This is a genomic window from Streptomyces sp. NPDC055287, assembly GCF_053646035.1.
In genome coordinates, this window is the sequence record NZ_JBSHNE010000009.1 from 160,270 (window position 1) to 184,708 (window position 24,439).

Sequence of the window (24,439 nt, forward strand, 5' to 3'; positions counted from 1 at the left end):
GACTCACGCTGCGTGATCTTGATCTTGCACGCCAGAGCCCGACCAGGAGCCCGATGTCCGACAGCCAGCCGCAGCCGCCCCGTTCGTCCGGCGGCAACCCTGGGAACAGCGACGGCTTGCCCAGCAACGACGGCAGCACGCTGCTGCTGTGCGCGGCCCGTCTCACCGACGGACGCACGGTGGACGTACGGCTCAGCGGCGGCCGCATCGAGGCCGTCGGGACCGCCGGCAGCCTGCCCGCGGTGGGCGCGCGGGTGGATCTCGGCGGCCATCTCCTGCTCCCCGCCCCCGCCGAACCGCATGCCCACAGTGACACCGCTCTCACCGCCGACGCCGGCCCCGTCTCGTACAGCACGGAAGATGTCCAGCGCCGCACCACCGAGGCCGTGCTGCTGCAGCTGGGGCACGGGGCGACCGCGGTGCGTTCGCACGTACGGATCGGGGACGTGCAGGGGATCCGGTCCATGGAGGCGGTGCTTCAGGCGCGGCGTTCGCTCCGCGGGCTGGCCGATCTGACCGCCGTGGCCGTCCCCCGGCTGCTCACCGGGCTGGCGGGCGCCGACGGCCTGGCGATGCTGCGGGACGCCGTCAAGATGGGCGCCGGTGTGGTGGGCGGCTGCCCGGACCTCGATCCCGACCCGGCCGGGTACACGGAGGCGGTCCTGGAGATCGCCGCCGAGCACGGCTGCCCCGTGGACCTCCATACGGAGGGTGACGATCCGGCCCGGCTGGCGCGGCTCGCGGCCATGGTCGGCGGACTGCGGCCCGGGGTCACCATCGGGCCGTGCGCCGGGCTGTCCCGGCTCCCCCTGGACGCCGCGACGCGCGCCGCCGGGCAGTTGGCCGCCGCCGGGGTGACCGTGGTGTGCCTGCCGCAGGGCGACTGCTCCGGGGTGGAGCGGCGGGGTGGCGGGCCGGCTCCCGTACGGCTGCTGCGAGCGGCGGGTGTGCGGGTCGCGGCGGGCAGCGGGGCGCTGCGGGACGTGGCCAATCCGGTGGGGCGCGGGGATCCGCTGGAGGCGGCCTACCTGCTGGCCTCACAGGGCGGGATGCGGGCCACCGACGCGTACGGGGCGGTGAGTTCGGCGGCGCGGGAGGCGATGGGGCTGCCGGAGGTGCGGGTGGAGGCGGGCTTTCCGGCCGAGCTGGTCGCCGTACGCGGGGACCGGATCGCGGGGGTGCTCTCCCTGGCGTACAGCCGCGTCGTCATCCACCGCGGGCGGGTCGTCGCCCGTACCAGCGCGGTCCGCGAGTACTGCGACTCGGCGGCCGCCGTCGCGCTCGACCTGCCGCGCCAGGGGCGGGGCTGAGCCGGGGCGGTGGCCTGATGCGGCCCGCCTTTGCGCACGCGCGCGCCGGGGCGCGTACGGTCGGAAACATGCGCATTGTCATCGCAGGTGGACACGGTCAGATCGCGCTGCGGCTGGAGCGGTTGCTCGCCGCGCGCGGGTACGAAGTCGCGGGCATCGTCCGCGACGCGAAGCAGAGCGAGGATCTGCGCGCGGTCGGCGCCGAACCGGTCGTACTGGACCTGGAATCGGCCTCCGTCGAGCAGGTCGCCGGGGTACTGGAGGGCGCCGACGGCGTCGTCTTCGCGGCGGGCGCGGGGCCGGGCAGCGGTACGGAGCGCAAGAACACGGTGGACCGGGGCGCGGCCGTGCTGTTCGCGGACGCGGCGGAGCGGGCGGGCGTACGCCGCTACCTCATCGTGTCGTCGATGGGCGCGGACGCCGACCGGCCGGGCGACGAGGTGTTCGACGTGTACCTGCGTGCCAAGGGCGCGGCCGACGAGGACGTACGCTCCCGGGCCGGTCTGGACTGGACGGTGCTGCGGCCGGGCAGCCTGACGAACGACGCCGGCACGGGGCTCGTGTCCCTCGGGGTCTCGACAGGGCGCGGTCCCGTGCCGCGTGACGACGTGGCCGCCGTCCTGGCCGAGCTGCTGGAGACACCGTCTACGGCCGGTCTGACGCTGGAGCTGATCAGCGGCTCGGTGCCGGTCACGGTCGCGGTGAAGGACGTCGCCGGCAACTGAGCCGCAGCTGTACCTCCGCGGGAACGAGAAAACCCCCTCCGGTCCGCATTTCTGCAGTCCGGAGGGGGTTTCCCCACCTGTGGCGGCGCCAGGATTCGAACCTGGGAAGGCTAAGCCGGCGGATTTACAGTCCGCTCCCATTGGCCACTCGGGCACACCGCCATGGGATGTCGCCCTGGTACGACCGCCTGGGCGGCTGTTCCGTGGCAACGACGTAAACGATACCCGATACCCAGGGGTGCTCCGCCACCGGATTGATCAGCCCTCGGGGCGGGTGCGGGTGGCTAGGCTTTACGGCAGCGGCCCGGGACGCCCGGCCGCTCGCCCGCCCCGTGCGGCACCCGATACGCGTACGCCCGTCCCCCGAACACAAGGAGCCACAGGACATGGCCGACTCCAGTTTCGACATCGTCTCGAAGGTCGAGCGGCAGGAGGTCGACAACGCCCTCAACCAGGCCGCGAAGGAGATCTCGCAGCGCTACGACTTCAAGAACGTCGGCGCCTCGATCGATTGGTCCGGCGAGAAGATCCTGATGCAGGCGAACTCCGAGGAGCGCGTCAAGGCGATCCTCGACGTGTTCGAGACCAAGCTGGTCAAGCGCGGGATTTCGCTCAAGGTGCTGGACGCCGGCGAGCCGCAGCTGTCCGGCAAGGAGTACAAGATCTTCGCGTCCATCGAGGAGGGCATCTCCCAGGACAACGCCAAGAAGGTGGCGAAGATCATCCGCGACGAGGGCCCCAAGGGTGTCAAGGCCCAGGTCCAGGGCGACGAGCTGCGGGTCAGCTCGAAGAGCCGTGACGACCTCCAGGCCGTGCAGGCGCTGCTGAAGGGCAAGGACTTCGAGTTCGCGCTGCAGTTCGTGAACTACCGCTGACCGCTCGGCGCCGAGCGGATGGTTCGCATCGGGACGGGGGTGGAGGCGGCGCGGTCGGCTCCACCCCCGTCGCGATGTCCGAATCCCGCCAGCCCGGGCGGGCGCGGCGTCGCAGACTCGTGGTGACGGGACGCACTGGACCTCACTGGGCCTGATGCGACGTATTCCGTTACTGCGAGGAAGGAACCAGCCATGACGCTCTACGCGACGATGGACAGCCCACTCGGCGAGCTGCTGCTGGCCGGTGAGGAGTCCGCGACCGCCTGCGGCGGTACGGCGCTTGCCTCGCTGTCCGTGCCGGGGCAGAAGGGCGGCATCGCCGTCGGGGACGTACCGGGGGCGTGGCGGCATGCTCCCGGGGCCTTCGAGGAGATCGCGCGGCAGGTACGGGCGTACTTCGGCGGGGAGCTGACGCGCTTCGACGTGGAGTACGCCTCGGGCGCCGGTACGGAATTCCAGCGGCGGGTGTGGGACGCCCTGGAGACCATTCCGTACGGCACGACGACGTCGTACGGGAAGCTCGCCGAGCGGATCGGCGTATCGCGCGCCGGCGTGCGGGCGCTGGGGACGGCGATCGGGCGCAATCCCCTGCTCGTCGTGCGGCCGTGTCACCGGGTGATCGGGGCGGACGGTTCGCTCACCGGGTACGCGGGCGGCCTCGAGCGCAAGCGGCGGCTGCTGGAGCTCGAGGGAGCCGGGGCGCGGCCGTGACCGGGCTGTTCCCCCGCGAGCGGTCGCAGGTCGCGCCGGGGGCGGTGCATGTGCCGGGCTGGTTGTCGGTGGACGAGCAGCGGGAGCTGGTCGGGGCGTGCCGGGAGTGGGCGCGCGGTCCGGTCCCGATCCGGCATACGCGGCTGCCGAACGGCGGGGTCATGTCGGTGCGGACGGTGTGCGTGGGGTGGCACTGGCAGCCGTACCGGTACACGCGTACGGCGGACGACGTGAACGGCGCGCCGGTCGCGACGTTTCCGCGGTGGCTGGCGGAGCTGGGGCGTCGGGCGCTGGTGGCCGCGTACGGGGATTCGGCCTCTTGGGCCGCTCGGGGATCTGGGGCCTCTTCGGCCGCTTCGGCTGCGCGGGAGTTCGCGCCCGATACCGCGCTGGTCAACTTCTACGACGGCGACGCGAAGATGGGTATGCACCAGGACAAGGACGAGCGGTCCGGGGCGCCAGTGGTGTCGCTGAGCATCGGTGACTCGTGCGTCTTCCGGTTCGGCAACACGGAGGGGCGGGGGCGGCCGTACACGGACGTCGAGCTGGTGTCGGGTGACCTCTTCGTGTTCGGGGGGCCTTCACGTTTCGCCTACCACGGGGTGCCGAAGGTGATGCCGGGGACGGGGGATCCGGCCTGCGGGATGTCCGGGGGGCGGCTCAACATCACCTTGCGGGAGACCGGCCTCGGGTAGGTCGGCGGGTGGGGTGAGGTCCCGGGTGGCTCGCCAGGGTGCGGCGCATGACTCAGGAACCGCGCCGGTCACTCGGGGTATTCGATGCGGTGGTGATCGGGCTCGGGGCCATGATCGGCGCGGCATCTTCGTCGCGCTCGGGCCGGCGGCGCGGGCGGCCGGCTCGGGCACGCTGTTGCTGGGGGCGCTGGCGCCGGCCGCTGTGGTGGCGTACTGCAATGCGATGGCGTCCGCGCGGCTGACAGCACTCTATCCGGCCTCCGGCGGGACCTACGTGTACGGGCGGGAGCGGCTCGGGGCTTTCTGGGAGGACCTCGCCGGGTGGGCTTTCGTGGTGGGGAAGACCGCCTCGTGCGCGGCCATGGCGCTGACGGTCGGGGCTTACGTGTGGCCGGAGCAGGCGCATGCGGTGGCGGTTGGTGCGGTGGTTCTGCTGACGGCCGTCAACTACGGGGGCGTTCAGAAGTCGGCCTGGCTCACGCGGGCGATCGTGGGTGTGGTGCTGGCGGTTCTTGTGGGCGTCGTGGCTGTCTGCGTGGGGGTGAGCGGTCCCCCGCTCGGGTCCGGGCCCGGTGGTTCGCCCGGTGGTGTGCTCCAGGCAGCGGGCCTGCTCTTCTTCGCGTTCGCCGGGTACGCGCGGATCGCGACGCTGGGTGAGAGGAGGTGCGCGACCCGGCGCGGACGATTCCGCGCGCTGTTCCGCTGGAGCTCGGGATCGCGCTGGTGGTGTACGCATGCGTGGCGGTCGCGGTGGTGTCGGTACTGGGGGCCGGGCAACTGGCCTCTTCGGAGACGCCGTTGGCGGATGCGGTACGGGCGGCGGGCTTCGGGGTACTGGCGCCCGTGGTGCGGGGCGGTGCGGCTGTGGCGGCGCTCGGGTCTCTGCTGGCGCTGATCCTCGGGGTGTCGCGTACGACGCTGGCGATGGCGCGGGACGGGTATCTGCCGGGGGCGCTGGCCGCCGTACATCCGCGGTTCCAGGTGCCGCACCGGGCCGAGTTGGTGGTGGGTGCCGTTGTCGCCGTGGTGGCCGCGGTGGGTGATGTGCGGGGGGGCGATCGGGTTCTCGTCCTTCGGGGTGCTGGCCTACTACGCCGTGGCCAATGCTGCGGCGTGGACGCTCGGTTCGGGGCGCGGGCGCCTGAGGGCGGTGGTCGGGTTTGTGGGGTGCGTGGGGCTGCGTTCGCGCTGCCGGTGTCCTCGATGGTGGCCGGGGCGGCGGTGCTGGCGGCGGGGGCGGCGGCGTACGCCTGGCGCGCACGGGCGGGGGGTCGGTGACGCGCCCCGGTGCGTACGGGCGGGGGCTGGTGACGCCCTTCGGAGTGTACGTGCGGGGGTCGGCGACGCCCCGGGGCATTGCCTCGGGTGCCGAGCCTTTCGGCCACTTGGGGTGCTTCGGAGTGCTCACGTTCGACACCCTGCGGGGAGCGCCCCGGTGCGCCCCCTCCCGGCATCGTGGTGTGTTGAGCGGAACGGGGGTGGGGGCGCGTCCCGTCGGTGTCAGCGGGATGCGAACAGCTGGTCCGTGGGGACGATTTCGCGGCCCAGCGGAAGCAGCGAGATGGGGATCATCTTGAAGTTCGCCACGCCGAACGGGATGCCGATGATCGTGACGCACAGCGCGATACCCGTGACGATGTGACTCAACGCCAGCCACCAGCCCGCGAGGACCAGCCACAGGACGTTGCCCACCACGGAGGGCGCTCCCGCGTCCCGGCGTTCCGTCGTGGTGTAGCCGAACGGCCAGAGGGCGTAGACGCCGATCCGGAAGGCTGCCAGGCCGAAGGGGATGCCGATGATGGTGATGCACAGGAGTAGGCCGGCGAGCAGGTAGCCCAGGAAGAGCCAGAAACCGCTCACGATCAGCCAGATGACGTTCAGGATTGTCTTCATGGGCGGTGACCTGCCATCTGCTCGAGTCGGGCGATGCGTTCCGCCATGGGCGGGTGGGTGGAGAAGAGCTTCGCGGCCCCCCGGCCCGGGCGGAACGGGTTCGCGATCATCATGTGACTCGCGGTCTCGATGCGCGGCTCGGGGGGCAGCGGCAGCTGCTTCGTGCCCGCGTCGAGCTTGCGCAGGGCGCTCGCGAGAGCGAGTGGGTCGCCGGTGAGCTGGGCTCCGGAGGCGTCTGCCTGGTACTCGCGGGAGCGGCTCACTGCGAGTTGGATGACCGAGGCGGCCAGGGGGCCCAGGATCATGATCAGCAGCATGCCGATGAGGCCCGGGCCCTCGTCGTCGTCGGAGCGGCCGATGGGGATCAGCCAGGCGAAGTTCACCAGGAACATGATCACCGAGGCCAGGGCGCCGGCGACCGAGGAGATCAGGATGTCCCGGTTGTAGACGTGGCTCAGCTCGTGGCCGATGACGCCGCGCAGCTCACGCTCGTTGAGCATCTGGAGAATGCCCTCGGTGCAGCAGACCGCCGCGTTGCGGGGGTTGCGGCCGGTGGCGAAGGCGTTGGGGGCCTGCGTCGGCGAGATGTAGAGGCGGGGCATCGGCTGGCGGGCCTGGGTGGAGAGGTCGCGGACCATGCGGTACAGCTCTGGCGCCTCGAACTCGCTCACCGGGCGGGCGCGCATGGCGCGCAGTGCCAGCTTGTCGCTGTTCCAGTACGCGTAGGCGTTGGTGCCGAGTGCGACGAGAACCGCGACAATCAGGCCCGCCCGGCCGAAGAAGCTGCCGATGACGATGATGAGTGCTGACAGTCCCCCGAGGAGTACGGCGGTCCTCAGCCCGTTGTGCCGGCGGTGCACGGTGCGCCCTCCAAATGGTGCGGCGGGGGAACCCCTTGCTGTGGGGGTGCTTCCACATTCAGTGGACCCTCCCTTACTGGTCAACGCCAAGCGAGGGGGGCTAGTTCCCTTGTGCTACCGGGCCGTCCGTTGGGCCATACGTGGTTACTGGAAGAGATTGCCCGTAGCGAAGCGCAGTGCCAGCTGAGGTACGCCGGACAGGACGATGCCGAGGACGGCGGTCAGGGCGATGGCGACGGTGACGGGCACGGGGACCGCGTGCTTGGCCTGTTCGCCCTCGGGCGCGCGGAAGAGAACCGCTGTCCACTTGAGGTAGTAGTAGAGAGCGATCACGACGTTCGCCGCCATGACGACCGCGAGCCAGCCGAGCCCCGCGTCGACCGCCGCGGAGAAGACGGTGACCTTGGCGAAGAGGCCGATGATGCCGGGCGGCAGGCCTGCCAGGCAGAGCAGGAAGAAGCCGAGCGCGAGGGCGGCGAGGGGGCGGCTCGCGTAGAGGCCCCGGTAGTCGGCGATCCGGTTGAGCGGGTGCGTGCGGGCGACCAGGGCGGCGACGGCGAAGGCGCCGAGGTTCACGACCGCGTACATCAGGGCGTACGCGACGGTGGAGCCGATCTGGTCGTCGCTGGAGTACGCCGCTGCCGCGATCGGGACCAGGATGTAGCCGGCCTGGCCGACGGAGGACCAGGCGAGCAGGCGGACCGCGCTGTACGCGCGCGTGGCCGACTGGCGCAGGGCGGCGACATTGCCCACCGTCATGGTGAGCGCCGCCAGCACGGCGAGAGCGGGGCCCCATACGTCGGCGTATGAGGGGAAGGCGATGACGGTGACCAGGATGAGGCCCGTGAACCCGACCGCCTTGCCGATGACCGAGAGGTAGGCGGCGACCGGAAGGGGCGCTCCCACGTACGTGTCGGGGACCCAGAAGTGGAACGGGACCGCCGCCGTCTTGAAGGCGAAGCCGACGAGGGTGAGGGCGACGCCGGCCTGGGCGAGCGTGTCGAGCTGCCCCGGTACGTCGTCCAGACGTACGGCGATCTCCGTGAGGTGCAGGGTGCCGGTCGTCGCGTACACGAAGCTGACGCCGAGCAGCATCACGGCGGTGGCGGTGACGGAGGACAGGAAGAACTTCAGGGCGGCCTCGGAGGAGAGGCGGTCGCCGCGCTTCATGCCGACCAGGGCGAAGGCCGGGAGCGAGGCGACTTCCAGGGCGACGACGAGGGTGGCGAGGTCGCGGGAGGCGGGCAGCAGGGCCGCTCCGGCCGCGGAGGACATCAGGAGGAACCAGAACTCGCCCGCGGGGAGCGTCTTGTTCCTGGTGTCGGTCATCGACAGTAGCGCCGTGAGCAGCGCGCCGCCGAGCACCAGGAGCTGGATGACCAGGGTGAAGTGGTCGGCCGTGTAGCTGCAGACACCGGTGTCCGAGGTCAGGCAGAAGGTGGAGCGGTCGCCCTGGCGCAGGGGCAGGAGGGAGAGAAGCGCGACGGCCAGGCCGGCGACGGATAGGCGGCCCAGGAGCTGCTTCTTGTTCTCGGGGACGAAGAGGTCGGCGACCAGGACGATCAGGCCCACCGTCGCGGTGATCGTCGGCGGGGCGATCGCCGCCCAGTCGACGGACTGGACGAGGCTGGCGCTTTCGGCGGCCACGGTCACGACTTGCCTCCTGCGAGGAGCTTCTGCACGGCCGGGTCGGTGAGGCCGAGGAGGACCGCGGGCCAGAGTCCGGCAAGGACGGTGAGGGCGACGAGGGGGGTCCAGGCGGCGAATTCGTAGCCCTGGACGTCGGCGATCGCGGCCGGCTCGGCCGCTTCCTGCTGGGGCACGCCCATGCAGACGCGGCGTACGACGACGAGGAGGTAGGCGGCGGTCAGCAGGGTGCCGACGCCGGCGATCGCCATGAAGGTGAGGAAGGCGGGGCGGCTGAGGCCCTCGGCCGGGTCGAAGGCGCCGAACATCGTGAGCATCTCGCCCCAGAAGCCCGCGAGGCCGGGGAGGCCGAGGGAGGCGACCGCGGCGAAGGCGAGGAGACCGCCGAGGCGGGGGGCGCGGCCGTAGAGGGCCGCGCCGGTGGCTCCGGCGAGGGTGTCGAGGTCGGCGGTGCCGTAACGGTCCTTGAGGGCGCCGACCAGGAAGAAGAGGAGGCCGGTGATCAGGCCGTGGGCGATGTTGGCGAAGAGCGCGCCGTTGACGCCGGTGGGGGTCATGGACGCGATGCCGAGGAGCACGAAACCCATGTGGCCGACGGACGAGTACGCGATCAGCCGCTTGAGGTCGCCCTTGGCGCCCTTGCGTGCCAGCGCGAGGCAGGCGAGGGATCCGTAGATGATGCCGACGACCGCGAAGGCGGCGAGGTAGGGCGCGAAGGTGCGCATGCCGTCGGGGGCGACGGGGAGTGCGATGCGGACGAATCCGTACGTCCCCATCTTCAGCAAGACGCCTGCGAGGAGGACCGAGCCGACGGTGGGTGCGGCGGTGTGCGCGTCGGGGAGCCAGCTGTGCAGCGGCCACATCGGGGTCTTGACGGCCAGACCGAGACCGATCGCGAGAACGGCGATGACCTGCACTGATGTGGTCAGTCCACGGCCGTTGTCAGTGGCGAGTGCCACCATGTCGAATGTGCCCGACTTCAGTCCGATGAGGAGGAGACCGAGCAGCATGACGACGGAGCCGAGCAGCGTGTAGAGGATGAACTTCCAGGCGGCGGGCTGCCTCTGGTCGCCGCCCCAGCGGGCGATCAGGAAGTACATCGGGATGAGGACCATCTCGAACGCCAGGAAGAAGAGCAGCAGATCGAGGACGGCGAACGTCGCGAGGGTGCCGGACTCGAGGACCAGCAGGAGGGCGACGAATGCCTTCGGGGAGGGGCCCGAAGGCATCTTGAAGTAGCTGTAGAGCGCGCAGAGGAAGGTCAGCAGCGCGGTCAGTACGAGGAGGGGGAGCGAGATGCCGTCGATGCCGAGGTGGATTCTGACGTCGAGCGCCGGGATCCAGCTGATGTCGGTCGTGGCCTGCATCTTCGACGGGTGGTCGTGGTCGAAGCCGAGGGTGAGGACGACGGCCGCGATCAGGATCGCGGCGGTGACCGTCACACCGTGGCGGAGCACGGCCTGGCCGGGGTTCTTGCCCTTCAGTCCGGGCGGGGCCGGGAGAAGGGCCGCGGCCGCGCCGAGGAGCGGGCCGGCGACGACGAACGCCAGGAGGAACTGCATCACGGACGGGCTGATATCGATCACGGCTCACGCTCCGACGGCGGCGACGATGACGGCGGCGATCGCCAGGACGACGGAACCGGCGAGCAGTGCGCTGAGGTAGGTCTGCACGTTGCCGGTCTGGGCTCGGCGGACGCCCGCGCCGAGGAGGCGCGGGACGGCGCCCGCACCGCGTACGTACGTCTCGACGACCTCGCGGTCCAGGAAGCGGACCAGTTCGGCGCCTGCCAGGACGGGCCGTACGAAAAGGGCGTTGTAGACGGCGTCGAGGTGGAATCCGACGGCGGCGTGGCGGTGCAGCGGGCCGAGCAGGAGCCGGCCGGGGTCGGCCGGGTCGGGGGCCGACGCGATGTCGCCGTAGGCGGGGGTGTGGGTGGCGATGGCTTCCGCCTCGGATACGGCCGGGCTGTCCTCGGGGTGGGCGGCCACGGCGCCGATCGGGGGGCGGGTGGCGGCCATGGCCGTGGTGTGGCGCCAGGCGCCGTAGGTCACCAGCCCGCCTACGAGGGCCACACCGGTGCCGAGGACGGCGGTGGTGACGGTCGGGGTGAGGGCGTGGCCGTCGAACCAGTCGGCGAGGTAGCCGACGGTGAGGCCGAAGCCGAGTGAGGGGACGGCGAGGACCCACAGCACGCCGTTCATGGCGAGGGGCTGCTTGCCGTGATCGGGAGCGGCCGGGCCGCGGCCGCGGAAGGCCAGCAGCCACAGGCGGGTGGCATACGCCGCCGTGAGGAGGGCCGTGAGCAGGCCTGCGATGAGCACGGTCCAGCCCGCGCCGGAGGGGACGCCGGTGGTGTCGCCGAGGGAGGCGTGCTCGGCGGCGACGAGAACGGCTTCCTTGGAGAAGAAGCCGGCGAAGGGCGGGATCGCGGCGAGGGCGAGCAGGGCGATCGTCATCGTCCAGTACGCGTCCGGGATGCGCCGGGGCAGGCCGCTCATGCGGGACATGGCGGCCAGGGAGTTGGTGCCGGCGGCGTGGATGATCACGCCGGCGCCGAGGAAGAGGAGCGCCTTGAAGGCGCCGTGGGACAGGAGGTGGAAGACGGCGGCGCCGCGGTTGCCGACGGCCAGGGCGCCGGTCATGTAGCCGAGCTGGCCGATCGTGGAGTATGCGAGGACGCGCTTGATGTCGTCCTGGGCGAGGGCGGCGAGGGCGGAGCCGACCATCGTGACCGCGGCCATCACGGCGAGGACGGTCAGGGCGGCGGCGGAGGCGGCGAAGACGGGCAGGAGGCGGGCCACGAAGTACACACCGGCGGCGACCATCGTCGCGGCGTGGATCAGCGCGGAGACCGGCGTCGGGCCGGCCATCGCGTCGGGCAGCCAGGTGTGCAGCGGGAACTGGGCCGACTTGCCCGCTACACCGGCGAGGAGCAGCAGCGCGATCAGCGTCGGGTGGTCGAGCCCGCCGCTGGTGACGGCGCCGAGGATGCCGGTGATCCGGAACGTACCGGCGTCGGCGGCGAGCGCGAACAGGCCGAACAGGAAGGGGATGTCACCGAGCTTGGTGACCAGGAAGGCCTTGAGTGAGGCGGCGCGGGCTTCCGGCGTCTCCCAGTAGTGGCCGACGAGGAAGTACGAGCAGATGCCCATGATTTCCCAGCCGACCAGCAGCACCATCAGGTCGCCGGAGTAGACGACGAGGAGCATCGCGGAGGTGAAGAGCGAGATGAGGGCGGCGTAGGACGGGTAGCGCGGGTCGTCGCGCAGGTAGCCCGTCGAGTAGAGCTGCACGCAGGTGGCGACGACTCCGACCAGGACGGCGACGAGGACCGCGAAGCCGTCGAGGTGCAGGGCGAGGTCGATGGGCACCGAGCCCGTGGGGGTCAGCTGCGTCGAGGCGTCGACCGGCCCGTCACCCCCCTGGCGTACGGCGACGATCGCGGCCAGCACGGCGGCGGCCAGGGTCGGCAGTACGGCGAGGGGCCGGACGAATCCCGGGGCGGTGCGGCCGGACAGCAGGCCGGCCGCGGCGCCGAGAAAGGGAAGGAGGGGGACGAGGACGGCGAGGGTCGTGGTCGTCACGCGGCGGCCTCAGCCTTCTCTTCGGCCTCTTGTGCGGCCTTCTGTGCCATGGCGAAAGCTTCGGCGTCGGCGGCCCGGCCTTCGGTGGTGTCGCGCAGCTTGTCGATGTCCGAGGTGCCGCGGTTGCGGTAGACCATCAGGACGATCGACAGGCCGATGCCGATCTCCGCCGCGGCGATGGCGATGGTGAACAGGGTCAGGGCCTGGCCGGCGTGGAGCGTGTCGCGGAGCCAGACGTCGAAGGCGACCAGGTTGAGGTTGACGGCGTTGAGCATCAGCTCGACGGACATCAGGACCAGGATCGCGTTGCGGCGCGCGAGCACTCCGTACAGCCCGGTGCAGAACAGGAGGGCGGCGAGCACGGCGGGATAGGCGAGGTGCATCAGCGCTGCTCCTTGTCACTGTCGCTCTTGCGGGAGAGGACGATCGCGCCGACGAGTGCGGCGAGCAGGAGGACCGAGAGCGCCTCGAAGGGCAGCACCCAGTGCTGGAAGAGGATCTCGCCGGTCACCTTGGTCGAGCCCTGGGACGGTCCGTCGAGGTCGATCCACTGGGTGCGGAACGCGTCGACGACCACCCAGACGAGTGCGGCGGCCGCGGCGACGGCCACCGTGAGAGCTGCCCAGCGGTTGCCGGAGTCGGCGTCCGGGGAGCGGCCGATGGGCGCCTTGGTGAGCATCAGTCCGAAGAGGAGGAGAACGACCACGGAACCGACGTAGATGAGGACCTGCACCCAGGCGATGAACTCGGCTGTCAGCAGGAGGTACTCGACGGCCAGGCCGCCGAGTGCGACGACCAGCCAGAGGGCGGCGTGCACCAGCTGTTTGGTGGTGACCGTGACGGCGGCCGCGCCGAGGGTGGCGACGCCGACGAGGACAAAGGCGATCTCGACGCCGGTCGGGGAGAGGAAGCCCTGCTCGGCGGCTGCGGCGAGGTGGCTCATTCGGCGGGCCCCTCTTCTTCCTGCCGGGGTGGTTGTTCCTGGGCTGTCTGTTGCTGGGCGGCCTGCTCCTGGGCTGCCTGCTCCTGGGCTGCGGCGAGCTTCTCGGCGGTCTTGCGCGCCGCCGCGATCTCCTTGGGCTCCTCGGCGCCGGGGTCCAGCGCGGGCGGCTCGGGCACGGTCCACATCCACTCGCGGAGCTTGTCGCGCTCGTGGGTGAGCTCGTGGATGTCGGTCTCGGCGTACTCGAACTCCGGGGACCAGAAGAGCGCGTCGAAAGGACAGACCTCGATGCAGATACCGCAGTACATGCAGAGTGAGAAGTCGATCGCGAAGCGGTCGAGGACGTTGCGGCTGCGCTCGCGGCCGCCGGGGACGGCGGCCGGGACCGTCTCCTTGTGCGAGTCGATGTAGATGCACCAGTCGGGGCACTCGCGCGCGCAGAGCATGCAGACCGTGCAGTTCTCCTCGAACAGGCCGATCACGCCGCGCGAGCGGGGCGGCAGTTCGGGCTGGACGTCCGGGTACTGCGCGGTGACGGTCTTCTTCGTCATCGTGCGGAGCGTGACGGCCAGGCCTTTGGCGAGGCCTGAGCCCGGGATCGGTGCCATTACTGGATCGCCACCTTCACGATGCCGGTGAGCGCGATCTGCGCGAGAGCGAGCGGGATGAGTACGGTCCAGGCGAGCTTCTGGAGCTGGTCCTCGCGCAGCCGCGGGTAGGTCACGCGCAGCCAGATGATGCCGAAGGCGAGGATCGCGGTCTTCAGCAGCGTCCAGACCCAGCCGAGGCCCTCCGCACCCCAGGGGCCGTGCCAGCCGCCGAGGAAGAGGACGGTGGTCAGACCGCAGAGGACGACGATTCCGGCGTACTCGGCGAGCAGGAACAGCGCGAAGCGCAGGCCCGTGTACTCGGTGTAGGCGCCGAAGATGATCTCGGAGTCGGCGACCGGCATGTCGAAGGGTGGCCGCTGGAGTTCGGCGAGTCCCGCGACGAAGAAGACGATCGCGCCGACGATCTGCCACGGCAGCCACCACCACTCGAAGGCGTTCAGGATGCCGGGCAGCGAGACGGTGCCGGCCGCCATCGCCACGGAGGCGGCGGCGAGCAGCATCGGCAGTTCGTACGCGAGGAGCTGGGCGGCGGTACGCAGGCCGCCGAGGAGGGAGAACTTGTTCGCCGAGGCCCAGCCCGCCATGAGCGAGCCGAGCACTCCCACGCCCATGACGGCGAGCACGAAGAAGATGCCCGCGTCGATGACCTGGCCGACCGCTCCCTCGCTGGGGCCGATCGGGATGGCGACGAGCACGAGGAGGTACGGGAGGAGCGCGACGGCGGGCGCGAGCTGGAAGATACGGCGGTCGGCGTTGGCCGGGACGATGTCTTCCTTCTGCGCGAACTTCACGCCGTCGGCGACGAGCTGGGCCCAGCCGTGGAACCCTCCCGCGTACATGGGGCCGAGGCGGCCCTGCATGTGGGCCATCACTTTGTGCTCGGTCTGCCCGACGACGAGCGGCAGGACCATGAACACGGCGAAGACGATGACCAGGCGCAGGGCGACATCGAGTACGTCGTTCACGCGTCGTCGCTCCCTCGGTCCGGGGTGGGCCCGGTCGTGTCCTCGTCAGTGGCGTCGGCGGCGTCGACGGCCGGCCTGCCGGGCTGCTTGGCGGCGCCCGCGTCGCCGCGCACGGCGTCGGCGGCCTCGTCGGCGGCTTCCGCCGCGTCGGCCTCGGTGTCGGCGGATGCGCCGGTTCGGCCGGCGGCGTCCGTGTCCCGTCCCGCTTCCTCGTCCTGGAACGCGGGGCGCGGGTGGTGCCAGGGCGCGTCGGCGCTGCGCGCGGGCGCCGCCGGGGCGGGCCGGGCTGCCGGGGCCCCGGCCCCGCGTTCGGCGGGCGCCACGGGTTCGGCCGGCGTGGTCGTTGCCTCCGGCTCCGGGGAGGGCTGCGTCGTCGGCGCCGCGGCGGTGGCCGAGGCGTCCGCGGCCTGGCTCGCAGAGCCCGCGCTCACGCCGCGCGTGCGACGCGGCGTCGCCGGTGCGGCGTCCTCGGCCGGCGGCGTCGCGACCTCCGGCTGTGTGACCGGCGGCGTCGCGGGTGCGGCGGCAGGTGCGGGTGCCTCGGCAGGCGTCGCGGGTGCGGCCGGTGCCTCGGCGGGCGTCGCAGGTGCGCCCGGTGCCTCGGCGGGCGTCGCAGGTGCGCCCGGTGCCTCGGCAGGCGTCGCAGGTGCGCCCGGTGCCTCGGCAGGCGTCGCGGGTGCAGCCGGTGCCTCGGCAGGCGTCGCCGCCTCCGCCGCCTGGCTCGCCGAGCCCTCGCTCACGCTGCGCGTGCGGCGCGGCGGCCTGGGAGCGGTGCCTTCCGGGGCCGCCGGGGCGGCTTCCCCAGCCGCCTGGGTCGCCGAACCCTCGGCCACGCTGCGGGCACGGCGCGGCGGCCGGTCGGCCGCCCCTGCCGCTCCTGCCGCGCGCGGGGTGCGGGCGGGGCGGGCCGGAGCCGGCGGGAGCTGGCCCTTCTGGGGGCCCCAGTCGTTCGGGTCCGGGACGCCGGGCGGCAGCATCTGGCGGCGCTTGGGGCCGCCGTGGTCCGACTCCCCCGGCTCCTTCGCGCCGGGCCACGCCTTGGCGACCCGGGCCGCGAGCACGAAGTCCTTGCGCAGCGGGTGGCCCTCGAAGCCGTCGGGCAGCAGGAGCGGCACCAGGTGCGGGTGGCCGGTGAAGTCGACGCCGAACATCTCGTGCGTCTCGCGTTCGTGCCACTCCGCGCCGGCGTAGATCTCGACGGCGGTGGGCACGGCGGGCGCCGAGTGGGGGACGGTCGTACGGACCAGGAGGCGTCGGACCGTACGGCCTTCGAGGGCGACGACGTGGGCGCACACACGAAAGCCCGTGCCCGGCTCGTCGACCGCGCTCAGCCAGTCGAAGTACGTGCAGCCCAGCTTGTCGCGCGCGATCTCCAGCGCCGCGATCCACGAGCCGATCGGTACGTCGACGGTGAGCAGGTCGTAGCTGCGCTCGGCGGTCGCTTCCTCGCCGAAGATCTCGGTGACGGCGTCGGGCAGGCTGTCGTACGCCGTCACGTTGGTCGCCTCGCTCACTTCGTGCCCTCCCCCGGAGTCGGCGGCGGCGCGACGAGGCCGCTCTGGAGGGCGGCCGCGGAGGGCCGTCCGTGGCCGTATCGCTCGCTCAGAGACTCGCGGGCGATCTTCTCCTGAAGCTTGAGGATCCCCTGGAGCAGCGCCTCGGGCCTCGGCGGGCAGCCCGGTACGTACACATCGACGGGGATGATCTGGTCGACGCCCTTGGTCACGGAGTACGAGTCCCAGTACGGGCCGCCGCAGTTGGAGCAGGCGCCGAAGGAGATGACGTATTTCGGCTCCGGCATCTGCTCGTACAGCCGCTTGACGGCCGGGGCCATCTTGTCCGTGACCGTGCCGGACACCACCATCAGGTCGGCCTGGCGCGGCCCCGGCGCGAAGGGAATCACGCCGAGCCGGATGAAGTCGTGGCGCGCCATTGACGCGGCGATGAATTCGATCGCGCAGCAGGCGAGGCCGAAGTTGAAGACCCACAGGCTGTAGCGGCGGCCCCAGTTCAGGACCACCTTCATGGGCTCGGGCGCGAGGCGGGCGAGAGCTCCCAGGCGCTTCGGCTCGGGGAGCGGCGGCAGCGTCGGCTCGGGGAGATCGACAGGGTTCACTCGGGTCACGTCCATTCGAGGACGCCCTTCTTCCATGCGTACAGCAGTCCCACGGCCAGGAAGCCGAGGAAGATGAACATCTCGACCAGCGTCGTCGCGCCGTACTCGGGCGCGGCGAAGACCGTCGCCCACGGGAACAGGAAGATGGAGTCGACGGCGAAGATCACGTACAGGAAGGCGTAGACGTAGTAGCGGACCTGCGTGTGCGCCCAGCCCTCTCCGACCGGGTCCACGCCGCACTCGTACGTCAGCAGCTTCTCCGGCGTCGGCACGACGGGCCGCAGCAGTCGCCCGGCCCCGAAGGCCACGGCGACGAAGAGGACGCCGACGACTGCGAGCAGTCCGACGACCGAGTAACTCTGGAAGTACCCGTCCGCGAGAACCGTCGGTTCCGGCACGTCCGCCCCTCTCGCTCCCTGGCTGCGTCGGCCACATCGGCCTCGTTCGACGATCTGTACGCACGGGAGTCTAGGCCCTGGTAAAAGCCGGGTAAGCAGCCGTCTCACGCAGTGGTGGGGTTATCCCTACTTCCACGCACCCAGTTACCCCATGGCATCCGTGGCCGGCGCCCGGCAGGCTGAGCACCATGACCGCCAGCGCCAGCGACCATCTCCCAGATTACGACCGGTCAGACGGGACCGGCGGGCCGCCGCCCGTCCGCTTCCCCTACGGCTCCGACACCTGGAAGGAGATCGCGCATCTCCTCCTCAACCTGCCCATGGCTCTCTTCGGCTTTGTGTACACCGTGGTGGCCCTCGCCCTCGGGTGCGGGCTCTCGGTCACGGTGATCGGCCTGCCGGTCCTGGCGGCGGGGCTCCTGGGCGCACGCGGGCTCGGTGCGATCGAGCGGGCGCGGGCACGGGCTCTGCTCGGCGTGTACGTCGAGGAGCCGAGCCCGGCTGCGGCGGGGCACGGTTCCGGCGGCTTCCTTCCCCGGCTGTGGATGCGCCTGAAGGATCCGGTGGGGTGGCGGACGGCGCTGTACGCCTTCATCCGGCTGCCCTGGGGCGTACTGACCTTCGGGCTCACGCTGGCCGGGCTCGTCGCGCTGTGGCCGGTACTGCCGTATCTCGCGCGGGCGATGGCCAATGCCGACCGGGCGATGGTCCGCGGCCTGCTCTCCCCCTCCGACGAACTGGAACAGCGGATCGCCGAGCTGGAGTCGGACCGGGGCGTCGTCGTCGACACCGCGGCCGCCGACCTGCGGCGCATCGAACGCGATCTCCACGACGGGGCACAGGCCCGGCTGGTGGCGCTCGCCATGGGACTCGGCATGGCGAAGGAGAAGCTGACCGGCGACTTCAAGGACCCGGCCGCGGCGGCGGCGATGGTCGACGAGGCGCACGGCGAGGTGAAGCTGGCGTTGCAGGAGTTGCGCGATCTGGCGCGCGGCATCCATCCCGCCGTGCTGACCGACCGGGGCCTGGACGCGGCACTGTCGTCGATCGCGTCGCGCTGCACGGCTCCGGTGCGGGTCACCGTGGGCCTGACGGCGCGTCCGGCGGAGGCGATCGAGGGCATCGCGTACTTCACGGTCTCCGAACTCCTGCAGAACGTCAGCAAGCACAGCGGGGCGCGGTCCGCGTCCGTGGATGTGTGGCGCAGCGAGGAGCGGCTGCTGATCCAGGTACGGGACGACGGGCGCGGCGGTGCGCGGCTGGACGGCGGCACGGGCATGGCGGGTCTGGCCGACCGGCTGGGTGCGGTGGACGGGCTGTTCGTCCTCGACTCCCCGGCGGGCGGGCCGACCACGGTGACGGCCGAGCTGCCGTGGCGGGACCGCGACGGGGCTGCGGGGGCGGGGGCGGGTGCGGGTGCGGCCAAGCACCGGGCCGGGGTGGGGAAAACCCCCGGTGGTAAACGGTGACCGGCCTCATGGTCCCCGCCTGCCCGTCCCCGCATTCTTGAGTCACACACCGCCACTCATCAGCATCACCCGAGCAGAAACGGACGGCAGCGATGGCCACGGAGTACGCACCGCAGACCCGGTACCAGGACCAGTGGGAGCCCGGGAGCGGGCCCCCGAAGAGGCACGTCCTTCCTCCGGCGCTGCGCGCCCCGATCGAGGCCCGGACCTGGCGCGAGTTCGGTTACCTGATGCTCAGCCTGCCCGTCAGCGTTCTGCTCTTCTCCTTCGCGGTCACCATGACGTCGCTGGGCATGGGCCTGCTGATCACCTTCCTGGGCGTACCGGTGCTGGCGGCCGGCCTGGCCGGCTGCCGCGGTTTCGGTGCGCTGGAGCGGGCCCGCGCCCGGGGGCTGCTCAAGCTGGACGTGGCGGAGCCGGCGCCCGTGCGCGCCGGGCCGGGCGGCGGGCCGCTGTCCTGGATGAGCGCCGTGCTCAAGAGCGGGACGTCCTGGCGCCACCTGCTGTACGCCGTGCTGCATCTGCCCTGGGCGGTGTTCGCCTTCTCGGTGTCGCTGGTCTTCTGGACGTACGGCTGGGCCATGCTCACGTATCCGTTGTGGCAGTGGGTGTTCCCGGTCTACGCCGGAGTGGACGGCGTGCAGTTGTACGGCGACAACACGCACAACGTCTACCTCGACAGTCCCGTCGAACTGGGCGCGACCAGCGCGTTCGGCCTGCTCCTCACCCTCGCCACCCCGTGGCTCATACGCGGTCTGACGACCGTGGACCGGGTGATGGTGGCCGGGCTGCTCGGCCCGTCCCGGCTGGCCACCCGCGTCTCGGAACTGGAGTCGGACCGGGGCGTCGTCGTCGACACCGCGGCCGCCGACCTGCGGCGCATCGAACGCGATCTGCACGACGGCGCGCAGGCCCGGCTCGTCGCCCTGGCGATGGACCTGGGACTGGCCAAGGAGAAGCTGACGCAGGATCCGGAGGCCGCCGCGCGCATGGTGGACGAGGCGCACGGCGAGGTGAAGACCGCGCTTCAGGAGCTGCGGGACCTGGCCCGGGGCATCCACCCGGCGGTCCTCACCGACCGTGGTCTGGACGCGGCGCTCTCCTCGGTGGCCTCCCGGTGCACGGTGCCGGTGCGGGTCGAGGTCGATCTTCCGGCGCGGCCGGCCCCGGCCATCGAGGGCATCGCGTACTTCACGGTCTCCGAGCTCCTCCAGAACGTCAGCAAGCACGCACAGGCGTCGCGGGCCACGGTCGAGGTGTGGCAGACCGCGGACCGGCTGATGCTCCAGGTGAGTGACGACGGCCGGGGCGGGGCGGACACGACGGCCGGCTCGGGTCTGGCCGGGCTCGCGGAGCGGCTGGATGCGGTCGACGGAATCCTGGTCGTCGACTCGCCGGCGGGCGGGCCCACCACGGTCACGGCGGAGCTGCCCTGGCGGGGCTGATCCGCCGGCCGCCCGCCGCCCTGCTCGCCCGCTCCCCCGACCGGCCCCCTTCGAGTCGTGCACCACTATTCCCACCACCCGGGCGCAACTGGGTCCGGATCCTGGGATGCTGGGGTTCGATGTGAGGGAGAGCGATCAATTGCTGGGGGGCTGCGGGACCGTGGTGGACAGAGTGCGGGTCGTCATCGCCGAGGATTCAGTGCTGCTTCGGGAGGGCCTGACCCGGCTTCTGACCGATCTCGGACACGATGTCGTCGCCGGTGTCGGGGACGCGGAAGCGCTGATCAAGACCGTCGGGGATCTGGCGTCGCAGGGCGAGTTGCCCGATGTGGTGGTCGCCGACGTACGGATGCCTCCGACGCACACCGACGAGGGCGTGCGGGCGGCGGTGCGGCTGCGCAAGGACTACCCGGGGATCGGGGTCCTGGTGCTCTCGCAGTACGTCGAGGAGCAGTACGCGACGGAGCTGCTGGCGGGGTCGAGCCGGGGCGTGGGCTATCTGCTCAAGGACCGGGTGGCCGAAGTGCGTGAATTCGTCGACGCCGTCGTCCGAGTGGCCCAGGGCGGGACCGCGCTCGACCCCGAGGTCGTGGCGCAGTTGCTGGGCCGCAGCCGGAAGCAGGACGTCCTGGCGGGGCTGACGCCCCGCGAGCGCGAGGTCCTGGGTCTCATGGCCGAGGGCCGGACGAACTCGGCGGTCGCCCGGCAACTGGTGGTGAGCGACGGCGCTGTCGAGAAGCACGTCAGCAACATCTTCCTTAAGCTCGGACTCTCGCCGAGTGAAGGTGATCACCGGCGGGTGCTGGCGGTGTTGACGTACCTGAAGACCTAGACACCTGACACGTGAGCCCTAGAACCGAAGGATGAGTACGGAGCGTCTTCACGAAGAGCGCCGGGGGGCGAGCAAAATATGGCAAAGCAGGGCAGCAGACCGTCTCAAAACGGGGTCCAGTATGCGAGAGCCCCAGGGAAGGGCACCCTTACCGACGTAGGGTGGGCCCTGGGGCCACCGGCTGGCCGGCCGGCCCCGAGCAGCCGCCTCGAGGGAGGTCCAGTTCAGTGACCAGCCAGGTCAGTAGCCCGGCCGAGAAGGCCGATGGAGCCGATGCCGACGGAGCGAATGACACCGTCGTCGGGGAACAGCGCAGCACGCCGAGCCGGAAACCCGTCGACAAAGAGGTCCGCCGCCTGGACCGCGTGATCATCCGTTTCGCGGGTGACTCGGGTGACGGTATGCAGCTCACGGGTGACCGGTTCACTTCGGAGACGGCATCGTTCGGAAACGATCTGTCGACACTGCCGAACTTCCCGGCCGAGATCCGGGCACCCGCCGGCACCCTGCCGGGCGTATCCAGCTTCCAGTTGCACTTCGCCGACCACGACATTCTGACGCCGGGCGACGCACCGAACGTCCTGGTGGCCATGAACCCGGCCGCGCTGAAGGCGAACATCGCGGACGTGCCGCGCGGCGCGGAGATCATCGTCAACACCGACGAGTTCACCAAGCGCCCGATGGCCAAGGTCGGCTACGAGACGTCCCCGCTGGAGGACGGCTCGCTGGCGGCGTACAACGTCCATCCGGTGCCGCTGACCACCATGACGATCGAGGCGCTCAAGGACTTCGGCCTGTCCCGGAAGGAGGCCGAGCGGAGCAAGAACATGTTCGCGCTGGGCCTGCTGTCGTGGATGTACCACCGGCCTACCGAGGGCACCGAGACGTTCCTGCGGGCCAAGTTCGCGAAGAAGCCGCAGATCGCCGAGGCGAACGTCGCGGCGTTCCGGGCCGGCTGGAACTTCGGCGAGACCACCGAGGACTTCGCGGTCTCCTACGAGGTCGCCCCGGCGACCAGGGCGTTCCCCCCGGGGACGTACCGCAACATCTCCGGGAACCTGGCCCTGTCGTACGGGCTGATCGCCGCGGGGCAGCAGGCGGACCTGCCGCTGTATCTGGGCTCGTACCCGATCACTCCGGCCTCCGACATCCTGCACGAACTCAGCAAGCACAAGAACTTCGGTGTACGGACCTTCCAGGCCGAGGACGAAATCGCGGCCATCGGGGCGGCGCTCGGCGCGGCGTTCGGCGGGCAGCTGGCCGTCACCACGACCTCGGGTCCCGGTGTGGCCCTGAAGTCGGAGACCATCGGCCTCGCCGTGTCGCTGGAGCTGCCGCTGCTGGTGGTCGCCATCCAGCGCGGCGGTCCCTCGACCGGTCTGCCGACCAAGACCGAGCAGGCCGACCTGCTCCAGGCGATGTACGGGCGCAACGGCGAGGCCCCGGTGCCGATCGTGGCGCCGAAGACCCCCGCCGACTGCTTCGACGCGGCCATGGACGCGGCGCGTATCGCACTGACCTACCGGACGCCGGTGTTCCTGCTGTCCGACGGCTATCTGGCCAACGGCAGCGAACCGTGGCGGATCCCGGAGATCGACGAGCTCCCGGACCTGCGCGTGCAGTTCGCGACCGGCCCGAACCACGAGCTCGCCGACGGCACCGAGGTCTTCTGGCCCTACAAGCGCGACCCGCAGACGCTGGCGCGTCCGTGGGCCGTGCCCGGCACCCCGGGGCTCGAGCACCGCATCGGCGGCATCGAGAAGCAGGACGGCTCGGGCAACATCTCCTACGACCCGGCCAACCACGACTTCATGGTCCGCACCCGGCAGGCCAAGATCGACGGCATCGAGGTCCCGGACCTGGAGGTCGACGACCCGGACCACGCCCGGACCCTGGTGCTGGGCTGGGGCTCGACGTACGGCCCGATCACGGCCGCCGTACGCCGGCTCCGCGCGGCAGGGACGCCCATCGCGCAGGCCCACCTGCGCCACCTCAACCCGTTCCCCCGGAATCTGGGCGAGATTCTGGCGCGTTACGAGAAGGTGGTCGTGCCCGAGATGAACCTCGGACAGCTGGCCACCCTGCTCAGGGCGAAGTACCTGGTCGACGCCCACTCGTACAACCAGGTCAACGGCATGCCGTTCAAGGCCGAGCAGCTCGCCACGGCTCTCAAGGAGGCCACCCATGACTGAGGCGCTCTCGCTGGTGCCCAAGGCCGAGGCCAAGCAGTCCATGAAGGACTTCAAGTCCGATCAGGAAGTGCGCTGGTGCCCCGGTTGCGGAGACTACGCGGTCCTCGCCGCCGTGCAGGGGTTCATGCCCGAGCTCGGACTGGCGAAGGAGAACATCGTCTTCGTCTCCGGGATCGGCTGCTCGTCCCGCTTCCCGTACTACATGAACACGTACGGGATGCACTCGATCCACGGCCGCGCGCCCGCGATCGCGACCGGTCTCGCGTCCTCGCGGCGCGACCTGAGCGTGTGGGTGGTGACCGGTGACGGCGACGCGCTGTCGATCGGCGGCAACCACCTGATCCACGCGCTGCGGCGCAATGTCAACCTCAAGATCCTGCTGTTCAACAACCGGATCTACGGGCTGACCAAGGGCCAGTACAGCCCGACGTCCGAGGTCGGCAAGATCACCAAGTCGACGCCGATGGGCTCGCTCGACGCGCCCTTCAACCCGGTGTCGCTGGCGATCGGCGCGGAGGCCGGTTTCGTCGCCCGTACGGTCGACTCCGACCGCAAGCACCTCACCGAAGTGCTGCGGCAGGCCGCCGACCACCCCGGCACCGCGCTGGTGGAGATCTACCAGAACTGCAACATCTTCAACGACGGCGCCTTCGAGGTCCTGAAGGACAAGCAGCAGGCCGAGGAGGCCGTGATCCGGCTGGAGCACGGGCAGCCGATCCGCTTCGGGGCCGAGGGCTCGAAGGGTGTCGTCCGGGACGCGGCCACCGGCGACCTCAAGGTGGTGACGGTGACGGCCGAGAACGAGTCGCGGATCCTCGTCCACGACGCGCACGCCGCCTCGCCCACGACGGCGTTCGCGCTCTCGCGCCTCGCCGACCCGGACACGCTGCACCACACTCCGATCGGGGTGCTGCGCAGCGTCGAGCGTCCGGTGTACGACACGCTGATGGCCGACCAGCTCGATGCCGCCATCGAGCAGAACGGCAAGGGCGATCTGAGTGCGCTGCTCGCCGGCAAGGACACCTGGACTGTCGTCGGCTGACTTCACGGCGACGGTTTCGAAAGAGGGGCGGCCGGGGGCGATGGGACGGGCGCCGGCAAGTGCGCCACGAGCTCGCCGCGCCACCCGCGCCACAACCCGAGAGATCTTAAAAACAGAAATAGG

Annotated in this window: 22 protein-coding genes, 1 tRNA gene and 1 pseudogene; 11 read left to right on the forward strand and 13 right to left on the reverse strand. The window is 71.1% G+C overall.

What is annotated here, in order from left to right:
• The first annotated feature begins 53 nt into the window (after positions 1-53).
• Together ACWIHY_RS17035 and ACWIHY_RS17040 are read left to right on the forward strand one after the other, a co-directional pair.
• The gene (locus ACWIHY_RS17035; RefSeq protein WP_454376430.1) at positions 54-1,310 is read left to right on the forward strand and encodes an amidohydrolase family protein; all 1,257 of its coding nucleotides are present in this window, start codon (positions 54-56) and stop codon (positions 1,308-1,310) included.
• A 68-nt stretch (positions 1,311-1,378) separates the two neighbouring features.
• Positions 1,379-2,035, forward strand: coding sequence for an SDR family oxidoreductase (locus tag ACWIHY_RS17040; RefSeq protein ID WP_454376431.1), 657 nt, complete (start codon positions 1,379-1,381; stop codon positions 2,033-2,035).
• Positions 2,036-2,115: 80 nt separating this feature from the next.
• Here ACWIHY_RS17040 and ACWIHY_RS17045 read toward each other — a convergent pair.
• Positions 2,116-2,197: transfer RNA gene (locus tag ACWIHY_RS17045), tRNA-Tyr, on the reverse strand.
• A gap of 224 nt (positions 2,198-2,421) precedes the next feature.
• On the opposite strand from ACWIHY_RS17045, the gene ACWIHY_RS17050 reads away from it, so the two are divergent.
• The 4 genes and pseudogenes from ACWIHY_RS17050 to ACWIHY_RS17065 all read left to right on the forward strand — a co-directional run bounded on the left by ACWIHY_RS17050 (position 2,422) and on the right by ACWIHY_RS17065 (position 5,594).
• Complete coding sequence (locus ACWIHY_RS17050; RefSeq protein ID WP_454376432.1) at positions 2,422-2,910, forward strand: YajQ family cyclic di-GMP-binding protein; 489 nt, start codon at positions 2,422-2,424, stop codon at positions 2,908-2,910.
• A 192-nt stretch (positions 2,911-3,102) separates the two neighbouring features.
• Positions 3,103-3,621, forward strand: a complete 519-nt coding sequence (locus ACWIHY_RS17055) for a methylated-DNA--[protein]-cysteine S-methyltransferase (protein ID WP_454376433.1) — start codon at positions 3,103-3,105, stop codon at positions 3,619-3,621.
• The gene (locus ACWIHY_RS17060; RefSeq protein WP_454376434.1) at positions 3,618-4,316 is read left to right on the forward strand and encodes an alpha-ketoglutarate-dependent dioxygenase AlkB family protein; all 699 of its coding nucleotides are present in this window, start codon (positions 3,618-3,620) and stop codon (positions 4,314-4,316) included. The genes ACWIHY_RS17055 and ACWIHY_RS17060 overlap by 4 nt, the downstream gene beginning before the upstream one ends.
• Positions 4,317-4,363: 47 nt before the next feature.
• A pseudogene (locus tag ACWIHY_RS17065) lies at positions 4,364-5,594 on the forward strand (APC family permease).
• Positions 5,595-5,816: 222 nt separating this feature from the next.
• On the opposite strand, the gene ACWIHY_RS17070 reads toward ACWIHY_RS17065, so the two are convergent.
• The 12 genes from ACWIHY_RS17070 to ACWIHY_RS17125 all read right to left on the reverse strand — a co-directional run bounded on the left by ACWIHY_RS17070 (position 5,817) and on the right by ACWIHY_RS17125 (position 17,336).
• The gene (locus ACWIHY_RS17070; RefSeq protein WP_454376435.1) at positions 5,817-6,209 is read right to left on the reverse strand and encodes a YccF domain-containing protein; all 393 of its coding nucleotides are present in this window, start codon (positions 6,207-6,209) and stop codon (positions 5,817-5,819) included.
• Positions 6,206-7,069: a zinc metalloprotease HtpX gene (gene htpX / locus ACWIHY_RS17075; protein WP_454376436.1), complete on the reverse strand. Its 864-nt coding sequence runs from the start codon at positions 7,067-7,069 to the stop codon at positions 6,206-6,208. The genes ACWIHY_RS17070 and htpX overlap by 4 nt, the downstream gene beginning before the upstream one ends.
• Before the next feature lie 144 nt (positions 7,070-7,213).
• Positions 7,214-8,722, reverse strand: a complete 1,509-nt coding sequence (locus ACWIHY_RS17080; RefSeq protein ID WP_454376437.1) for an NADH-quinone oxidoreductase subunit N — start codon at positions 8,720-8,722, stop codon at positions 7,214-7,216.
• Positions 8,719-10,278: an NADH-quinone oxidoreductase subunit M gene (locus ACWIHY_RS17085; protein ID WP_454376535.1), complete on the reverse strand. Its 1,560-nt coding sequence runs from the start codon at positions 10,276-10,278 to the stop codon at positions 8,719-8,721. The genes ACWIHY_RS17080 and ACWIHY_RS17085 overlap by 4 nt, the downstream gene beginning before the upstream one ends.
• Positions 10,279-10,305: 27 nt before the next feature.
• A complete protein-coding gene (locus ACWIHY_RS17090; protein ID WP_454376438.1) occupies positions 10,306-12,303 on the reverse strand; it encodes an NADH-quinone oxidoreductase subunit 5 family protein in 1,998 nt (665 codons plus the stop codon).
• Positions 12,300-12,686 carry an NADH-quinone oxidoreductase subunit NuoK gene (nuoK, locus tag ACWIHY_RS17095; protein ID WP_454376439.1) on the reverse strand — a complete coding sequence of 129 codons (387 nt, stop codon included), beginning with the start codon at positions 12,684-12,686 and terminating at the stop codon, positions 12,300-12,302. Before nuoK ends, ACWIHY_RS17090 begins: the two co-directional genes overlap by 4 nt.
• A complete protein-coding gene (locus ACWIHY_RS17100; RefSeq protein WP_454376440.1) occupies positions 12,686-13,246 on the reverse strand; it encodes an NADH-quinone oxidoreductase subunit J family protein in 561 nt (186 codons plus the stop codon). The genes nuoK and ACWIHY_RS17100 overlap by 1 nt, the downstream gene beginning before the upstream one ends.
• Positions 13,243-13,854: a NuoI/complex I 23 kDa subunit family protein gene (locus ACWIHY_RS17105; protein WP_454376441.1), complete on the reverse strand. Its 612-nt coding sequence runs from the start codon at positions 13,852-13,854 to the stop codon at positions 13,243-13,245. Before ACWIHY_RS17105 ends, ACWIHY_RS17100 begins: the two co-directional genes overlap by 4 nt.
• Positions 13,854-14,822: a complex I subunit 1/NuoH family protein gene (locus tag ACWIHY_RS17110; RefSeq protein ID WP_454376442.1), complete on the reverse strand. Its 969-nt coding sequence runs from the start codon at positions 14,820-14,822 to the stop codon at positions 13,854-13,856. Before ACWIHY_RS17110 ends, ACWIHY_RS17105 begins: the two co-directional genes overlap by 1 nt.
• Positions 14,819-16,336, reverse strand: a complete 1,518-nt coding sequence (locus ACWIHY_RS17115) for an NADH-quinone oxidoreductase subunit C (RefSeq protein WP_454376443.1) — start codon at positions 16,334-16,336, stop codon at positions 14,819-14,821. Before ACWIHY_RS17115 ends, ACWIHY_RS17110 begins: the two co-directional genes overlap by 4 nt.
• Positions 16,333-16,953 (reverse strand): NADH-quinone oxidoreductase subunit B, encoded by a 621-nt coding sequence (locus ACWIHY_RS17120; protein WP_454376444.1) that lies wholly within the window; start codon positions 16,951-16,953, stop codon positions 16,333-16,335. Before ACWIHY_RS17120 ends, ACWIHY_RS17115 begins: the two co-directional genes overlap by 4 nt.
• Positions 16,944-17,336: an NADH-quinone oxidoreductase subunit A gene (locus tag ACWIHY_RS17125; protein WP_093799593.1), complete on the reverse strand. Its 393-nt coding sequence runs from the start codon at positions 17,334-17,336 to the stop codon at positions 16,944-16,946. Before ACWIHY_RS17125 ends, ACWIHY_RS17120 begins: the two co-directional genes overlap by 10 nt.
• A 188-nt stretch (positions 17,337-17,524) precedes the next feature.
• Between ACWIHY_RS17125 and ACWIHY_RS17130 the strand changes: the two genes are divergently transcribed.
• From ACWIHY_RS17130 to ACWIHY_RS17150, 5 genes are all read left to right on the forward strand, one after another.
• Positions 17,525-18,805: a sensor histidine kinase gene (locus ACWIHY_RS17130; protein WP_454376445.1), complete on the forward strand. Its 1,281-nt coding sequence runs from the start codon at positions 17,525-17,527 to the stop codon at positions 18,803-18,805.
• A 92-nt stretch (positions 18,806-18,897) separates the two neighbouring features.
• Positions 18,898-20,250 carry a sensor histidine kinase gene (locus tag ACWIHY_RS17135; RefSeq protein WP_454376446.1) on the forward strand — a complete coding sequence of 451 codons (1,353 nt, stop codon included), beginning with the start codon at positions 18,898-18,900 and terminating at the stop codon, positions 20,248-20,250.
• Positions 20,251-20,422: 172 nt separating this feature from the next.
• Complete coding sequence (locus ACWIHY_RS17140; RefSeq protein ID WP_454376536.1) at positions 20,423-21,082, forward strand: LuxR C-terminal-related transcriptional regulator; 660 nt, start codon at positions 20,423-20,425, stop codon at positions 21,080-21,082.
• Between the two features lie 227 nt (positions 21,083-21,309).
• Complete coding sequence (locus ACWIHY_RS17145) at positions 21,310-23,274, forward strand: 2-oxoacid:acceptor oxidoreductase subunit alpha (protein ID WP_454376447.1); 1,965 nt, start codon at positions 21,310-21,312, stop codon at positions 23,272-23,274.
• Positions 23,267-24,316 (forward strand): 2-oxoacid:ferredoxin oxidoreductase subunit beta, encoded by a 1,050-nt coding sequence (locus ACWIHY_RS17150; protein ID WP_454376448.1) that lies wholly within the window; start codon positions 23,267-23,269, stop codon positions 24,314-24,316. The genes ACWIHY_RS17145 and ACWIHY_RS17150 overlap by 8 nt, the downstream gene beginning before the upstream one ends.
• The last annotated feature ends 123 nt before the right edge of the window (positions 24,317-24,439 follow it).

Excerpts from the sequence above, each read along its gene's own strand:
- ACWIHY_RS17130 (WP_454376445.1), top strand. The coding sequence starts at position 17,525 with ATGACCGCCAGCGCCAGCGACCATCTCCCAGATTACGACCGGTCAGAC.
- ACWIHY_RS17105 (WP_454376441.1), bottom strand. The coding sequence starts at position 13,854 with ATGGCACCGATCCCGGGCTCAGGCCTCGCCAAAGGCCTGGCCGTCACG.
- ACWIHY_RS17035 (WP_454376430.1), top strand. The coding sequence starts at position 54 with ATGTCCGACAGCCAGCCGCAGCCGCCCCGTTCGTCCGGCGGCAACCCT.
- ACWIHY_RS17135 (WP_454376446.1), top strand. The coding sequence starts at position 18,898 with ATGGCCACGGAGTACGCACCGCAGACCCGGTACCAGGACCAGTGGGAG.
- ACWIHY_RS17040 (WP_454376431.1), top strand. The coding sequence starts at position 1,379 with ATGCGCATTGTCATCGCAGGTGGACACGGTCAGATCGCGCTGCGGCTG.
- ACWIHY_RS17120 (WP_454376444.1), bottom strand. The coding sequence starts at position 16,953 with ATGGACGTGACCCGAGTGAACCCTGTCGATCTCCCCGAGCCGACGCTG.
- ACWIHY_RS17100 (WP_454376440.1), bottom strand. The coding sequence starts at position 13,246 with ATGAGCCACCTCGCCGCAGCCGCCGAGCAGGGCTTCCTCTCCCCGACC.
- ACWIHY_RS17150 (WP_454376448.1), top strand. The coding sequence starts at position 23,267 with ATGACTGAGGCGCTCTCGCTGGTGCCCAAGGCCGAGGCCAAGCAGTCC.
- ACWIHY_RS17050 (WP_454376432.1), top strand. The coding sequence starts at position 2,422 with ATGGCCGACTCCAGTTTCGACATCGTCTCGAAGGTCGAGCGGCAGGAG.
- ACWIHY_RS17070 (WP_454376435.1), bottom strand. The coding sequence starts at position 6,209 with ATGAAGACAATCCTGAACGTCATCTGGCTGATCGTGAGCGGTTTCTGG.
- ACWIHY_RS17055 (WP_454376433.1), top strand. The coding sequence starts at position 3,103 with ATGACGCTCTACGCGACGATGGACAGCCCACTCGGCGAGCTGCTGCTG.
- nuoK (WP_454376439.1), bottom strand. The coding sequence starts at position 12,686 with ATGCACCTCGCCTATCCCGCCGTGCTCGCCGCCCTCCTGTTCTGCACC.
- ACWIHY_RS17085 (WP_454376535.1), bottom strand. The coding sequence starts at position 10,278 with ATGCAGTTCCTCCTGGCGTTCGTCGTCGCCGGCCCGCTCCTCGGCGCG.